Origin of the sequence: Micromonospora sp. NBC_00389, assembly GCF_036059255.1 — a bacterium.
GTDB lineage: Bacteria > Actinomycetota > Actinomycetes > Mycobacteriales > Micromonosporaceae > Micromonospora.
The window spans coordinates 1,217,343-1,230,036 of sequence record NZ_CP107947.1; the positions used below are offsets into that span (position 1 = coordinate 1,217,343).

Annotated in this window: 15 protein-coding genes and 3 pseudogenes; 7 read left to right on the plus strand and 11 right to left on the minus strand. The window is 68.9% G+C overall.

Annotated elements, in window-relative coordinates:
• Positions 1 to 106: 106 nt before the first annotated feature.
• Positions 107 to 2,650, plus strand: a complete 2,544-nt coding sequence (locus OG470_RS05745) for a hypothetical protein (RefSeq protein WP_328421484.1) — start codon at positions 107 to 109, stop codon at positions 2,648 to 2,650.
• Between the two features lie 158 nt (positions 2,651 to 2,808).
• On the opposite strand, the gene OG470_RS05750 is transcribed toward OG470_RS05745, so the two are convergent.
• Complete coding sequence (locus tag OG470_RS05750; RefSeq protein WP_328421486.1) at positions 2,809 to 3,513, minus strand: TetR/AcrR family transcriptional regulator; 705 nt, start codon at positions 3,511 to 3,513, stop codon at positions 2,809 to 2,811.
• Between OG470_RS05750 and OG470_RS05755 the strand changes: the two genes are divergently transcribed.
• The 4 genes and pseudogenes from OG470_RS05755 to OG470_RS05770 all read left to right on the plus strand — a co-directional run.
• Complete coding sequence (locus OG470_RS05755; RefSeq protein WP_328421488.1) at positions 3,512 to 4,411, plus strand: alpha/beta hydrolase family protein; 900 nt, start codon at positions 3,512 to 3,514, stop codon at positions 4,409 to 4,411. The genes OG470_RS05750 and OG470_RS05755 overlap by 2 nt on opposite strands.
• Before the next feature lie 157 nt (positions 4,412 to 4,568).
• On the plus strand, positions 4,569 to 4,997 hold the full coding sequence (locus OG470_RS05760; RefSeq protein ID WP_328421490.1) for a hypothetical protein: 429 nt from the start codon (positions 4,569 to 4,571) through the stop codon (positions 4,995 to 4,997).
• A gap of 218 nt (positions 4,998 to 5,215) precedes the next feature.
• On the plus strand, positions 5,216 to 5,650 hold the full coding sequence (locus OG470_RS05765) for a protein kinase domain-containing protein (RefSeq protein WP_328421492.1): 435 nt from the start codon (positions 5,216 to 5,218) through the stop codon (positions 5,648 to 5,650).
• A 48-nt stretch (positions 5,651 to 5,698) separates the two neighbouring features.
• A pseudogene (locus OG470_RS05770) lies at positions 5,699 to 6,100 on the plus strand (IS6 family transposase); the annotation flags it as partial.
• A gap of 29 nt (positions 6,101 to 6,129) precedes the next feature.
• Here OG470_RS05770 and OG470_RS05775 read toward each other — a convergent pair.
• The 7 genes from OG470_RS05775 to OG470_RS05795 form a co-directional block, all read right to left on the minus strand.
• Positions 6,130 to 6,834 (minus strand): class F sortase, encoded by a 705-nt coding sequence (locus OG470_RS05775; protein WP_442931044.1) that lies wholly within the window; start codon positions 6,832 to 6,834, stop codon positions 6,130 to 6,132.
• A gap of 91 nt (positions 6,835 to 6,925) precedes the next feature.
• Complete coding sequence (locus OG470_RS05780; RefSeq protein WP_328421496.1) at positions 6,926 to 7,597, minus strand: hypothetical protein; 672 nt, start codon at positions 7,595 to 7,597, stop codon at positions 6,926 to 6,928.
• Positions 7,598 to 7,931: 334 nt separating this feature from the next.
• Positions 7,932 to 8,120 carry a hypothetical protein gene (locus OG470_RS05785; protein WP_328421498.1) on the minus strand — a complete coding sequence of 63 codons (189 nt, stop codon included), beginning with the start codon at positions 8,118 to 8,120 and terminating at the stop codon, positions 7,932 to 7,934.
• The gene (locus tag OG470_RS37165; RefSeq protein ID WP_442931045.1) at positions 8,030 to 8,365 is read right to left on the minus strand and encodes an ImmA/IrrE family metallo-endopeptidase; all 336 of its coding nucleotides are present in this window, start codon (positions 8,363 to 8,365) and stop codon (positions 8,030 to 8,032) included. Before OG470_RS37165 ends, OG470_RS05785 begins: the two co-directional genes overlap by 91 nt.
• Positions 8,366 to 8,498: 133 nt before the next feature.
• A complete protein-coding gene (locus OG470_RS37170) occupies positions 8,499 to 8,870 on the minus strand; it encodes a helix-turn-helix domain-containing protein (protein WP_442931046.1) in 372 nt (123 codons plus the stop codon).
• A 397-nt stretch (positions 8,871 to 9,267) separates the two neighbouring features.
• A complete protein-coding gene (locus tag OG470_RS05790; protein ID WP_328421500.1) occupies positions 9,268 to 9,405 on the minus strand; it encodes a hypothetical protein in 138 nt (45 codons plus the stop codon).
• 144 nt (positions 9,406 to 9,549) lie between these two features.
• Positions 9,550 to 9,870: a hypothetical protein gene (locus OG470_RS05795; protein ID WP_328421502.1), complete on the minus strand. Its 321-nt coding sequence runs from the start codon at positions 9,868 to 9,870 to the stop codon at positions 9,550 to 9,552.
• Between the two features lie 60 nt (positions 9,871 to 9,930).
• On the opposite strand from OG470_RS05795, the gene OG470_RS05800 reads away from it, so the two are divergent.
• On the plus strand, positions 9,931 to 10,482 hold the full coding sequence (locus OG470_RS05800; RefSeq protein ID WP_328421504.1) for an MFS transporter: 552 nt from the start codon (positions 9,931 to 9,933) through the stop codon (positions 10,480 to 10,482).
• Here the strand turns inward: OG470_RS05800 and OG470_RS05805 are convergent.
• Positions 10,475 to 10,942: pseudogene (locus OG470_RS05805) on the minus strand (MmyB family transcriptional regulator); the annotation flags it as partial. The gene OG470_RS05800 and the pseudogene OG470_RS05805 overlap by 8 nt on opposite strands.
• 175 nt (positions 10,943 to 11,117) lie before the next feature.
• A pseudogene (locus tag OG470_RS05810) lies at positions 11,118 to 11,486 on the minus strand (helix-turn-helix domain-containing protein); the annotation flags it as partial.
• On the opposite strand from OG470_RS05810, the gene OG470_RS05815 reads away from it, so the two are divergent.
• Positions 11,419 to 11,790, plus strand: a complete 372-nt coding sequence (locus OG470_RS05815) for an SDR family NAD(P)-dependent oxidoreductase (RefSeq protein ID WP_328421506.1) — start codon at positions 11,419 to 11,421, stop codon at positions 11,788 to 11,790. The pseudogene OG470_RS05810 and the gene OG470_RS05815 sit on opposite strands and share 68 nt — an antisense overlap.
• A 126-nt stretch (positions 11,791 to 11,916) precedes the next feature.
• On the opposite strand, the gene OG470_RS05820 is transcribed toward OG470_RS05815, so the two are convergent.
• Positions 11,917 to 12,288 (minus strand): ArsR/SmtB family transcription factor, encoded by a 372-nt coding sequence (locus OG470_RS05820; protein ID WP_328421508.1) that lies wholly within the window; start codon positions 12,286 to 12,288, stop codon positions 11,917 to 11,919.
• Positions 12,289 to 12,694 lie beyond the last annotated feature (406 nt).

A 12,694-nucleotide genomic window follows, 5' to 3' on the forward strand; every position in this document is an offset into this window, starting at 1 on the left:
CCGCCGGCTGGATCCGGCAGAAAAGACGGGCCTCCTCTGCCGCATCGACGTGGGAAACTCCTTCTCGCGGGTAATCACGGCGCCTGTTCCACAGTGGGGGGACCACATGCGTACACCTTCGCGGGCTTATCGCCGGGTCGCGGCGATGGTCGTGGCAACGGCGCTCGGCTGCGGATTGACGGTGGGGCTGCCGGCCACTCCGGCCGCCGCAGCGGTGACCGCGCCGACCGATCTCAAGACTGCCAACCAGCCCTGCGCCACTGCCGTCCCCGGGCCATATCTGAGCCCGATCAGGCTCAACGACGCCAATGCCGTGGTGCTGAAGGGCACCTTCAGCCGGACAGGCGACAGCACCGAGTTGCAGGCCGACTTCCAGGTATGGGACGTCGCCGACCCGGAGCACCCGCAGCAGTGGCTCAGTGGCATCGCCGAGCAGAGCGACGAGGTCTACGTCCAGCTCGAAGACGAGTCGAAGCAGCTCGACGGCGTGACGTACGCCTGGCGGGTGCGCGTGCTCGACGGTGCGGACCCCTCACCGTGGAGCAGCACCTGCCACTTCACCGTCGACCGCCGCGGCGGCCCGGCACCGACCGTCACCTCCACCGAATATCCCCCCGGCAGTTGGGACGACGCCCACGGCGCGATCGGGGTCCCCGGTGACTTCACGCTGACCTCGGCCAGCGACGACACCGTCAGCTACCGCTACCGGTTCTACTCCGCCGAGTTGAGCGACGATTCCCCCGAGTCCACGGTCGACGCCGCAGGGCTCGGCGGTCCGGCGACCATCCGGTGGACGCCCCGGGCAGCCGGCCACCACTCGGTCACCGCCTACGCCGTCGACCGGGCCGGAAACAGTTCCGAGGCCCTCTACCAGGAGTTCCACGTCAAGGAGACGCGCCCGTCGATCTTCTCGGCCGCGTACCCGGACTGGGGCACCAACCTGGACTACAACGTCGGCGTGTCCGGCGCGTTCGAGCTGAGCGCGACGGTCCCCGACGCGGCGACGTTCGTCTGGCGGATCGACGAGAACGGGCCCTCGGGTACGGTTCCGGCGGATGCCGCCGGGAGAGCGACGGCGATGATCGCCCCGACGCGCGCCGGCCGGCAGACCCTCTACGTGCACAGCGTCACCGGCGATGGCACCGCGCACGCCCCCCGCGCCTACGAATTCCTCGTCGACAACGGCCCGAGGGTCACCGGCGACACGAACCGGGGTGTGACGATCGGTTCCTCGCTCACGTTCCATCTCGCGCCCCGGGTACCGCAGGTCGAGGCGTACCTCTACTGGCCGGAGTACTCCGGCCTGGAGGAGCGGCCGATCGAGAAGATCACCGTGCCGGCTCGCGCCGACGGCACCGCCGACCTCACCTGGACGGCCACCGAGACCAGCGTCACCGGCCTGCACATCCAGAGCCGAAGTGCGGACGGCACCCTGTCCGAGCCGCGCTGGAACTATGTCTCGGTCGACGGCGCGTCGCCGACGGTGACGCGCACCGGCGGCACCGACCTGGGGACGCCGGCCACCTTCACGGCCCGCACCCGCATGGAGAACGTCGTCGAGTACGTGGCGACGCTGAACCGCGACGACGCCACGAAGCAGGTCGTCCGGCCGGCCGCCGACGGCAGCGTCACCTTCGGGTACACGCCGACGAAGAGCGGCTACAACTACGTTGTCGTCGTCGCTCGCAACGCCGCTGGCGTGCAGACCGAGGAGGGCGGCACGTACTGGACGGTGTCGGACGCGCCGCGGGTCACCTCGACCGACTTTCCGGCAACCGGCAGCGGCCGGCTCGCGACGGGCACCTTCACCTTCACGCCGCGCCTTCCCGGCACGACCGCGTACGAGTACTCGATCAATTTCGGGCAGTACGTCACCGTGGCCGCCAAGCCCGACGGCACCGCGACGCTGACCTGGACGCCAGCGGAGGCTGGCACGTACTACCTGACCGTTCGCAGCCTCACGGCCGGCGGCACCCGCTCCATGAACACGCAGTACAGCTTCACCGTCGAGCCCGGCGTGGCCACGGTCAGCTCGGTGGCTCCAACCACCGTGCCCCCGGGCGGCCTCCGGACGATCACCCTCCACGGCACCGGGCTGCATCCGCGTGACGAGGTCCAGGTGACCCCCGCCACGGGACAACCGCTGACGGCGACGGTCAAGACAGTCTCGGCGGACGGCACGACGATGACCGCCGAGGTGAACCTCGCCTCCGCGCCGGCCGGCAATGCCAGCCTGACCCTGCGCCCGTATGGCGCGGGCCAGCCGGTGGTCCTGGCCAACGCCTTCACGATCAACCCGCCCCTGGCGATGCGCGCGGTCAACCCTCCGACGATCACCGGAACCCTGGAGGTCGGGGGCACCGTCACCGCGAACCCGGGCCAATGGACTCCCACGGCGACCGCCTACGTGTACCAGTGGTCGGCGAACGGCATCGCGATCACCGGCGCGACCGGCGCAACGATCAAGATCCCCGTGGCGCTGTACGGAAAGCGGCTCACCGTCACGGTGACCGCCAGCCGAGACGGATACGCCCCCGCCACGGCCACCTCGGCCTCCACGGCTGCGGTCGCCAGGGGCCAGCGACCCCCTCGCCGGCCGATAGTGCCGCCGGACACGCAGTGGCCAGACACGCGCCGACCGACACCATGATCATCACCGGTTGACGTTCACACCAGTGTCGTCCGAGGTGCTCAATGTCGGCGATGTCGCGGTGTCCCAGCGCGGGGATGCCCCGATGTCGGTGATCTGGAGTTGACCATCACCAGCGGTGCCGCGTCGCTGCCGCGGCCGGGCCGTACTTCGAGCGCCTAGCGCAGCCGCAAGCCCGCGATGACGAGTCCGACCATGAGGCGCGCGTCGTAGTCAGGGCTGTCGGCGCCGATGCAGAGATTGCCGATGCCATGCATCAGGACGAGGGCGTCCAGGTCGGGGATGATCTCGCCCGCCGAGGCGGCGGCGTCGAGCAGCTCGGCGCAGACGGGGACGAGACGGTCGAGGAAGTAGGCGTGCAGCGTCTGGAAGGCGGCATCGTCGGACCGCATCGCCTCAGCCAGGCCGTGCTTGGTGACCAGGAAGTCGACGAAGAGGTGGATCCAGCTCGCCAGGGCGGCGTGCGGGGTGGCGCTCTCCGCCAGCAGCACCGGGCCGGCCTCGGCGCACGCCTCGACCTGGTGCCGGTACACCGCGACGATGAGATCGGCCCGCGTCGGGAAGTGGCGGTAGATCGTGCCGACCCCGACGCCGGCCCTGGCGGCGATGTCGCGCACGGGCGCGTCGACTCCGGAGCTGACGAACGCCGCGGCGGCCGCCTCCAGTAGCGCCGCCTCGTTGCGCCGCGAATCAGCCCGCTGCTTCCGCGCGCCACCCGATCCGCTGCCCGTACCGGCCACCGTTACCCCCGTCACATCCCTTGTTAAGCGGAACCATGTTCCGTATGTTTTAGCGGAACATGGTTCCGCATTGGCAGCATGCCAGAACGGCAGGCCCAATGCCAAGTCAGAAGGAACGCCCATGCCCGCAATGCCAGAGCCCACGCCGGTCGTCTCGGTCCACCCCATCACGCTGCCGGCCCCGGATCGCGGCGACGATCAGCGCGTACGGGTCTCCGCACCCACGACCGGCCACGAACTACCCGTCATCGTCTTCTCGCACGGCTTCGGCGGTTCGGCCGCCAACTACGGTCCGCTGGTCGACTTCTGGGCCTCCCACGGCTTCGTCGTCATCCAGTCCACCCACCTCGACTCACGGAGACTGAACCTTCCGCCCGACGACCCCCGCACGCCGCTGATCTGGCGAATCCGGGTGGACGACCTGAAGCGCACCCTCGACCAACTCGACCTGCTGGAGTCGTCCGTCCCCGGCCTTGTCGGACGCCTCGACCACACCCGCATCGCCGTGGCCGGCCACTCCTGGGGCGCCCAGACGGCGAGCACCCTACTGGGGGCGCGAGTCCTCGACGCCGACGGCAACCCCGGAGAGGACATGTCCGACCCACGGATCAAGGCAGGCGTCCTGCTGGCCGTGACCGGCCAAGGTGGAGCCGATCTTGCCCCGTTCGCGGCCGAGCACTTTCCCTTCATGAGCCCGAGCTTCGTCGACATGACCACCCCGGCCCTCGTCGTCGCGGGCGACCGGGACGACTCCCCGTTGTCGGTCCGCGGGCCGGACTGGTTCACCGACGCGTATCACCTGAGCCCGGGCAGCAAGAGCCTGCTCACCCTGTTCGGAGCGGAGCACTCGCTCGGCGGCGTCTCCGACTACGAAGCCAGAGAGACGACGGACGAGAGCCCCGAAAGGGTTGCTCTGATCCAGCGGCTCACGTGGGCCTACCTTCGGGACGCCCTCGGCCTCAAAGACTCCACCTGGCCGGCGCCGGTCGAGAGCACCCTGGGCCGTCTCGAATCCAGGTAGAGACGAGCGGGCTCGGGAGGATACAGCCACGGTGCTCGCGCTCGGTGCCGTGCTGCTGGGGGAGGGAAAGGTGACCTCTTCGTCACCTTTCGGCCGAATCGGGAGCCTGGTTCTCTGACGGACAGCTAGTCACGTCCGCCAGAGAATGCGAGTCCCCATGTCGATCCTCCGCCGAACCACAGCCATCGCCGCCGCGGCCGTCGCCGCTGCCACCGTCTCGCTGGTCAACGCGTCGCCCGCCCTGGCCAGCACCCCGGCCAACTGCTCCAGCGTCCGCCAGATCGGTACGACGCGGGTGCTGACGGTCGGCGGCATGGAGGCGGCCTCGGTCAAGCAGTACTACGGTTGCGGCTACAACTACGCCTACATCTACGTGTGGGAGCAGTACCGCAACACCCACACCAACTGGGACCTCTACGTCCACGTGATCGACCACTCAAACAGCGGCTCGGACTACGGGGTGGGCCAGCTCAACAACACCACCCGCGCGGAGTTGTGGGGCGCGCCGGCCAACACGGCCGCGCACTGCACGCACGTCACCGGCTACCTCAACTCCACGGGCGGCTCGACCAGCAAGGTCTGCTGACGTCCCAACCCGCCAGCTCCGGCAGGCGGCGAGCGCGCCGTCCAGGGAGCTGACGCCCGCAGAAGAATGAGGGGCAGCCCCGGCTGGGCGTCGCCCGACCACCGCCGTGCGGTCCATGCCCAGATCCGGGCATGGGCCGCCGGCGGCGGGGACCGCACGGTCTCGGGAGTCCGACGGCCCGACGACCGCGCTGCCGGCCTCGGTACCATTCAACGACGATGGTCCACAGTAAGCAGCCGGTGACGTACCCGGAGTCCGCACTCGGGGTCGACGGTTGCACCGACGCCGTCGAGGTCGGTCGGGGCGGTTTCGGCCTCGTCTACCAGGCCTGGCAGCCGACCTTCTCGCGCTGGGTCGCGGTCAAGGTGCTCGCCGCCGACTGGCATGGCCCGTCCCGCGCCCGCTTCGAACGGGAACTGCGTGTTCTCGGCCGGCTCTCCGACCACCCGCACATCGTCACCCTGCACCAGGCAGGCCGTACCGCGCCGCGGGGCCACGACCTGGCGAACGTCAACGTGCTCCTCAACGAGCCGCATCGACTGTGGTCGGCCGTGGTGATCCACGTCGACGACGCCCAGTGGCGGCTCTCGATCGACAAGGCCGGCACCGTCGAGACGCCGCTGTTCCCCAAACTGGCCAGCCTGCGGGTCTGAGGCCCTTCACCGAAGAAGGCCCGCCTCGGCGGGCCTTCTTCCGGTCCACTGTTCCCGCCAGAGGTGATCGTGGTGGCGGTGCGCTGGTATCTGCGGTTCAGCCCGTCGTATCGGGACGTTGAGGAGTTGCTGGTCGAATGCGGCGTGGAGGTGGATCACGAACCGTGTTCCGCTGGTGCAGCGGCTCACCCCGCTGCTGGCCGGCACCGCCCGGTTCCACAGGCACTCCCGGGTGACAGGTGGTTCGTCGGTGAGACTTACGTCAAGGTCAACCGGGTGTGGCGGTACGTGTACCGGGCGGTCGACCAGTACGGGCAGGTCATTGACGTGCTGGTCGCGGCCTGCGGTGATGCTGACGCGGTCCGGCGGTTCTTCCGGCGGGCGCCGTCGATGGTGAAGGTGCCCTCCAGCGAGGTTGTCACCGACGCAGCGCCGGTCTTCCCCTGGGTGAGCTGGTCCCGCTGGCTCTTCTTTCATGATCAACGTTGCGTCGCGAACACCACGATGTTGTCCTTGTACGATTTCGCTGCTTTGTCGTAGTCGCCACCACAGGTAATCACGCGGAGCTGCGCCTTGCCGGTGTGACCGTAGACCAGGTTCAGCGGGAGCTTTTTCTTCGGGTAGCGGGCCACCCCGTCGACGGTAAAGCGGGCCTTCTTGCCGTCTTTGCGGAGCACATCGATGGTGTCCCCCGGTTTCAGCGCGCCCAGGCGGAAGAAGACAGCCCGACCCGTGGCGCGTGAGTCGACGTGGCCCACCACCACCGCGGTCCCCACCTCGCCGGGACTTGGTCCCAGCTGGTACCACCCGGCCGCATTGGGCTGATTCAGCGGTGGGACCGCGATCTGCTGGTTCCGGTCCAGCCCGAGCGGAACCGTCGGCGCGTCAACGCCGATCCGCGGGATCGTGATACGGGTCGGCTGCGATCGCGGCATCCCGGCCAACGTCGGTGAGGGAGACGGGCGGGTCGCGGTCGACCCGAGAGCGCCTTCGATGCGGCCGGGAGCACTGCGCGCCTCGCCGTGGGTCGTCCCGGAGTCCGGCGACGCGTTGGCTCCGCTCGGCGTCGGCTGTGGTGTGGTGGGTTCGTCCGTCAACGGTGACGGCAGAGACTGCGGTGCGGCGGCGGGGTCGGGCTGCGGCGGTCCGACCGGATCAGGAGCCGTGGCCGCGAACGCGATCACTCCTGCTCCGCTAAGCGTTACAAGGGTGACCAGGACGAGGCCAGCGGCGCGCCACGGGAGACCGTGGCGGCCGCTGGCGCTCCTGGCCGCTCTAGGCGACAGTGCCATTGGTGGACCGCCGACGCAGCAGTGCGATGCCACCGAGCACGCCCACGCCCATCATGCCGGCACCGGTCGCCGTCAGAACACCGGTGTTGGTGTCGGAGAGCGCGCCGCCGTCACCGGCCGCGACGCCGGCCGTCTTCGGCAACACCCAGGCTCCGTCCGGACCCGCGTACGCGCCGCCAGCCGTGGTGGCAGGCTGGCCCACCGGCGAACCAGCCTCGCCAAGACCGGCCTCGACCATCCTGAGGAGGTCGCCGAGCAGATCGGTCTCCACGTCCACCTCCACGTCGATGTCGCGGATGCAGACGACGAGGGTGTGCTGAGTTTTGTTGTCGTTCGTCGCCGCCTGCGCTGCGGACAGGGACACGTTGAAGGTGACGACGCTGTCCGTGATGGTGTTGTCCTTGATGATCTGGGAGATGTTCTGCTCGTTGATCTGCTTGTTGGTCGCGCAGGTAACCCCGTTACCGTTCTTGTCGCGCAGGTTGAACGTCTTGGGCTTGTCGTCTGACTTCTTCTTCGACTCCTCCCCCTGCTTCGAGGCCGCGGGCTCCTTGGGTTCTCCGTCGGTCGCGGCGAGCGCGGTGGCGGGTGCCGCGAGCAGCAGCGCGGCGCTGCCCAGCACCACCCCGCCGGCGAGCTTGGTCAAAAATTTCATCGACATACTCCTCAATCCCTTCTGGTTGGCTCAGGACGACGAGCCATGACGAACGTTAGGCCGATAAACGTGAAACGAGAGGAGTTTCCGGGTTTCGTAACATGTAGTACGTGAGAGGCCATAAGTAGTTAATTCATGTTCGCTGGGGCGTAAGGGCCGTTCTGTCCGCCGAGCTTTGGTAGCGGCCAGGCGCTGCCGGGTGGTGCTGCCACCCGTACCGGCTCGCGGTGGCACCTGTGCACCGCCGGCGGGGGAGCCGCCGGCCTGCTGATCGCGGCGGCCGAGGAACGCTTCCGCGCCCTGGGCGCTGCCCGGGTCGGCATCACTTTGGTGGCTACACCAGTCGTACCGTGGGGCGGTGGTCGTGGAAGCCCAGCAGCTCGCGCACGCGTGGCAGTGGCCAGGCGAGTTGCTCGGCGCGTGCTGGAAGGGTCAAGCCGTGGCGGCTGGCAAGGTCGAATGCCTGCTGTAGCAGGATCGGCTGTTCACCGGGAAATCCTGCGATGGGCTGCGGGGTGAGCACCCGGTCGCGTCGTAGGGCATGCAGCTGTTGACACGCCCGGAGAAGAGGCCAACCTCGCGGCAACGGTAGAGCAGGCTGTCGGCCGATATCCCCAGGCGTCCTGCAAGCTCGTCAGGATTTTGAAGTTGAGCCGGTGCGGCAGGTGCGACAGGTGCGGCAGCGCGGGGGGTCAGGAACTCAGCGGCGAACGTGTCCGCTTCGCGTTCTTGTGCCGTGTCACCGGGCAGCGTGTAACCGTGCAGCACGAGATGACCCAGCTCGTGGGCGGCGGTGAACGATAACGGTACACATCGTCGGCGCGGTCTCTGCTGATCACCACAATCGGGCGTGGTAGACGTGAGGTGGAGAGGGCGTCGACGGTGGCAACCTCGCCGTCGGCTAGTGGGGCGAGGGCGACGACGATGCCGTGCGCCTCCATGGTGCGCACCAGGTGCGGATGGGGCCGGTTCCAAGCCCCAATGGGATCGCAGAGCGCGGGCTGCCGCGCCGGGGTCGCCCGCCGAGGAGCTCGGCGACGAGCGGAGCCAGCTCGGGTCGAGACCGGGAGCCGGCCTCGTACTGCCCGACAGTGGCCGGCGTGACACCGACGGCCTCCGCGATTTCCTTCTTGTCTTGCCTGCAAGATGACGCGCCTGGGTCAGCCGAGCCCGATCGATCGCTCGCGCCACTGCCCCCGGCATTTACCGACGAGGCCACCCGTGCTGCGTCATCGCGGACGAGGGCGAGACGGAGCTGCTCAGACCTGGTCATCGTGGGTCAGCAAGTGGCCGACGGCTGTTCGCTAGACGGGCGTCCCTGCTGACCTTCTCAGCCGGCGAGAGGGCTGAGGATGGGATGTCGCAGCGGCGCCTCGTCGAAGCGACGCGCCCCGGCGCGGCCGGACTCGTTGGCCCGGGGCAGACCGGTGACCGAAAGCGACCGACCATGCGTCGCGTCGAGCGCTGCCGGCAGGACAACAGTTCGACGTGCTTCCACTGCAGGCTGCCGTTCGCGGGCAGGGACGCTGTTGCCGCAATCGGGTAACAACGACTGCGTCGTTCACCGCTAGCCGGATCGATCCTGCACGGTGAGCATGAGAAGTATGACCAGGACGAGGCCAGCGGCACGCCACGGGAAACCGTGCCGGCCGCTGGCGCTTCTGACCGCCTCAGGTGACGGTGCCGTTGGCGGACCGCCGACGACGCAGCGGTGCGATGCCACCGGGCACGCCCACACCGATCATGTCGGCACCGGTCGCCGTCAGAGCATCGGTGTTGGTGTCGGAGAGCGCGCCACCGTTACCCACCGCGACGTCGCCCGTCCTCGGGAACCCAGGCTCCGTCCGGACCCGCGTATGCGTCGCCAATCGCGGGGTCGTTGCCGGAATGCTGGCCTACTGGGCGAGCCGGCCCCGCCGATACCGGCACGCTGGAGCGACTCGGGGCAACTCCTACTCCTCCACGTCCACGTCCACGTCGATGTCCCCGATGCAGACGACGATGTTGTGCTGAGTTTGGTTGTCGTTTGTCGCCTCGACCCAGGCGGACTGCTCGACGTCGACGTCGACGTCGCTGTCCTTGATGGTGTTGTCGCTGATGATCTGGGCGATGTCCACCTTGTTGGTCTGCTCGCTGTTCGCGCAGACAACCTCGTTGCGGTCCGAGGCCTGTCCGTAGGGCGCGGCGAGCGCGGCGACAGGCGTACCGAGCAGCAGGGCGGCACTGCCCAGCGCCACCCCGCCGGCGAGCTTGATCAGAAACTTCTTCGACATGTCCCTCACTCCTTCTGGTCGTCCCAGGCGGACGAGCCACGATGAACATAAGAAGGATTCATGTCCGGTCGGAGCGCTTTCCAGGTTTCTGAGGCAAACATGCCTCCGGCTGCTATACGTAACTGTTTCACGTTTCCGGGCGATAAGCCTGGTTCAGGTCTTGTCGGCGGCGACTCACGCGGCCTCGTACGGTACGGCTGCACCCGCGTCCTCGCCTTCGCCTCGCTGTCCAGCACCGCCTTCGCGGTCGGACTTGCCTGGGCGCCGAACGCCCACGCCATCGCCGCTCTGTGGATACTGACCGGTCTGGCGTGGGCGGCCGTCATGCCAATCCAGCAGGCCGCCATCGCCGACGCCTCCGGCGCCAACATCGGCCGCGGCATGGGCATCTACGAGTCGGCTAGCCTGATCGGTGCGCTCCTGGGCACGGCGGGCGCCGGAGCCGTCTACGACCGAGCCAACTGGGTCGGAGTGACCGGTGGGATGATCAACTTGGGCGGCATGGAGTTTCACCTGCCCTGTGCTGGTCAGTTGTCGATGCTGCCGCTGCGGCCCTTTCGGCGGTTGACGCCGACGGCCCGCCCACTTCTCAGCGCAGAGTGTGTCAGCTAAGAACCTGAGTCCCGATGGTGTTCAGCAAAGCGAACTGGTCGGCTGTGGCGGTCCCTGCTGGTGGAGAGCAGATGGCGATGCGCAGGTCGTTGCCGGGGATGGTGAGGGTGTCGCAGTCGACGGTGACGGGGCCGATGTCGGGGTGGTGGACGGTTTTGCTGTCGGTGGTGTGGAAGCCGACCGTGTGGGAGCCCCAGAGGTCGTCGAAGCGGTCGCTGGCGCCGCGCAGACTGCTGATCAGTGCCGTGAGCTGGGTGTCCTTGGGGTAGCGGGCAGCGGAGGAGCGCAGGTCGGAGACGAGGGCGGTCTCGAAGCGGCCCTGTTGGTCGGGGGTGTGGGTGACGCGGGTGGGCTGGTGGGTGAAGTGCCGCCAGGCGATGTTGCGGTCCTTGCCACGCCAGGGCGAGGGGTCGCCCATGAGGGCGGCCCACAGGAGGTTCCATGAGATGAGGTTCCAGGCGGCGTCGTGGACGCTGAGCGGGCTGCTGTTGAGCTGGTCGAGGAGGCGCTGGACGCGGCGGGACGTGCGGGGAAACCTGGCCGGTGGTGGGCGGCGCCTGACCGGCCAGGAGGTAGAGGTGGTCGCGTTCGGCCTCGGTCAGGCGCAGGGCGCGGGCGAGGGAAGCGAGGACCTGCGGGGAGGGCGAGGTGGCCCGGCCCCGTTCCAGACGGAAGACATAGTCCACGGACAGTCCGGCGAGCTGTGCGAGCTCTTCGCGGCGCAGCCCTGGTGCCCGGCGGACGCCGCCATGGGGGAGGCCGAGGTTCGTGGGGCTGGTGCGGTCGCGCCAGTGGCGCAGGGCTTGGCCGAGGGCTGCCGGACCGTCGTTCACCCTTCCATTGTCCGCCGGACCTGCGTGAACAGCCTGGTACTGGCCGACCCCCCGCTGAGGAGGGCTCTCCCTGTCTCGTCCGGCGGTGCATAGGTTGAGTGGCATGACAACAGTCACCGTGATCACCGGGGCCAACAAGGGCCTCGGATTCGAAACGGCCCGTCGCCTCATTGAGGCGGGCCACACCGTCTACGCCGGAGCCCGCGACGCCGCCCGCGGCGCGCAGGCCACCAAGGCCCTCGGTGCCCGGTCGCTGCTGATCGACATCACCGACGACGCGTCCGTCGCCGCGGCCGCCGACCAGGTGCGCGCCGAGGCGGGCCGGGTGCGCGCCGAGGCGGGCCGGGTGCGCGCCGAGGCGGGCCGGGTCGACGTCCTGGTCAACAACGCAGGCGTCGCCGGCCCGGCTCTCCCGGCTGGCGAGCTGACCGCCGCTGACCTGCATCGTCCGGTCGAGGCTGGTGGTAGCCGGTGACAGCCGCGGGCTTTCTGAGCGGGTGACCCTCGATGTGCACGTGCCGCGATCCCTGACGCGGGTCGATCACCGTGCGTCGGGTAGGCGCCGGTCAGCCGGCGTGGCAACCGACTTCGACGGTGACGTTCAGCGGGTCTTCTTCGTCGCCCGTTTGCGAGGCGGCGTCAACAGCTCAGCGATCGCGGCGATCGCGGACGGCACCAGCCGGTAGTACGCCCAGACGCCGCGCTTGTCGCGCTCGAGCAGGCCGGCCTCGGTGAGGATCCGAAGGTGATGACTCACGGTCGGCTGGGAGAGCCCGAGCGGCGCGGTGAGGTCACTCACGGACGCCTCGCCCTCGGGAGCCGACTGGATCAGGCTGAGCAGTCGTAGCCGGGCCGGGTCGGCGAATGCCTTTAGCACTCCCGCGAGCCGCTCGGCGTCGGCACGCTTGATCGGTTCGCCAGCAAGAGGCGAGATGGCAGGCATCGTCGTTTCCGCAGTTCCCACGTCATGCATCGTTGCAGCAACACCCCCGCTAGACCGGTGTAACGAGGCCTTGATCACGGTGAGGCTCTCGGGTGGGACTTTCCCGCACCCGGCCGGCGAGCAGTTCGACACTCTCCTCGAGGTCCAGGTACTCGGCGAGAACTGGCGCATCGAGTACATCAGTCCGATCCGGGCGCCGTCATTGGCAGCTCGTGTGGGCGTAGGCGGGGACCGTGGCGCATCGCGTCGCGGCGAGCGGGCTCTCCGGCTGCCGAACCGGGGGCCGGGAGCCGGACCTGGCCCGACCCCCGGCCGAGAGGGTCCGTGCCCCTTGGTGCCAACCCAGGTTCACAAGACCACCGCTCGCCGCCTACCCGAACGTGCACCTAGTTCACTGGGTCAGCCGGAGGTTGAGTGGAGCTAGTGCCCGTGATCT

What these genes read in the sequence shown, in the direction of transcription:
- OG470_RS05820 (WP_328421508.1), bottom strand. Translation starts at nt 12,288, where the DNA reads ATGCATGACGTGGGAACTGCGGAAACGACGATGCCTGCCATCTCGCCT.
- OG470_RS05745 (WP_328421484.1), top strand. Translation starts at nt 107, where the DNA reads ATGCGTACACCTTCGCGGGCTTATCGCCGGGTCGCGGCGATGGTCGTG.
- OG470_RS05750 (WP_328421486.1), bottom strand. Translation starts at nt 3,513, where the DNA reads ATGGGCGTTCCTTCTGACTTGGCATTGGGCCTGCCGTTCTGGCATGCT.
- OG470_RS05755 (WP_328421488.1), top strand. Translation starts at nt 3,512, where the DNA reads ATGCCCGCAATGCCAGAGCCCACGCCGGTCGTCTCGGTCCACCCCATC.
- OG470_RS05815 (WP_328421506.1), top strand. Translation starts at nt 11,419, where the DNA reads ATGACAACAGTCACCGTGATCACCGGGGCCAACAAGGGCCTCGGATTC.
- OG470_RS05760 (WP_328421490.1), top strand. Translation starts at nt 4,569, where the DNA reads ATGTCGATCCTCCGCCGAACCACAGCCATCGCCGCCGCGGCCGTCGCC.
- OG470_RS37170 (WP_442931046.1), bottom strand. Translation starts at nt 8,870, where the DNA reads ATGACCAGGTCTGAGCAGCTCCGTCTCGCCCTCGTCCGCGATGACGCA.
- OG470_RS05795 (WP_328421502.1), bottom strand. Translation starts at nt 9,870, where the DNA reads ATGTCGAAGAAGTTTCTGATCAAGCTCGCCGGCGGGGTGGCGCTGGGC.
- OG470_RS05780 (WP_328421496.1), bottom strand. Translation starts at nt 7,597, where the DNA reads ATGAAATTTTTGACCAAGCTCGCCGGCGGGGTGGTGCTGGGCAGCGCC.
- OG470_RS05800 (WP_328421504.1), top strand. Translation starts at nt 9,931, where the DNA reads ATGTCCGGTCGGAGCGCTTTCCAGGTTTCTGAGGCAAACATGCCTCCG.
- OG470_RS05765 (WP_328421492.1), top strand. Translation starts at nt 5,216, where the DNA reads ATGGTCCACAGTAAGCAGCCGGTGACGTACCCGGAGTCCGCACTCGGG.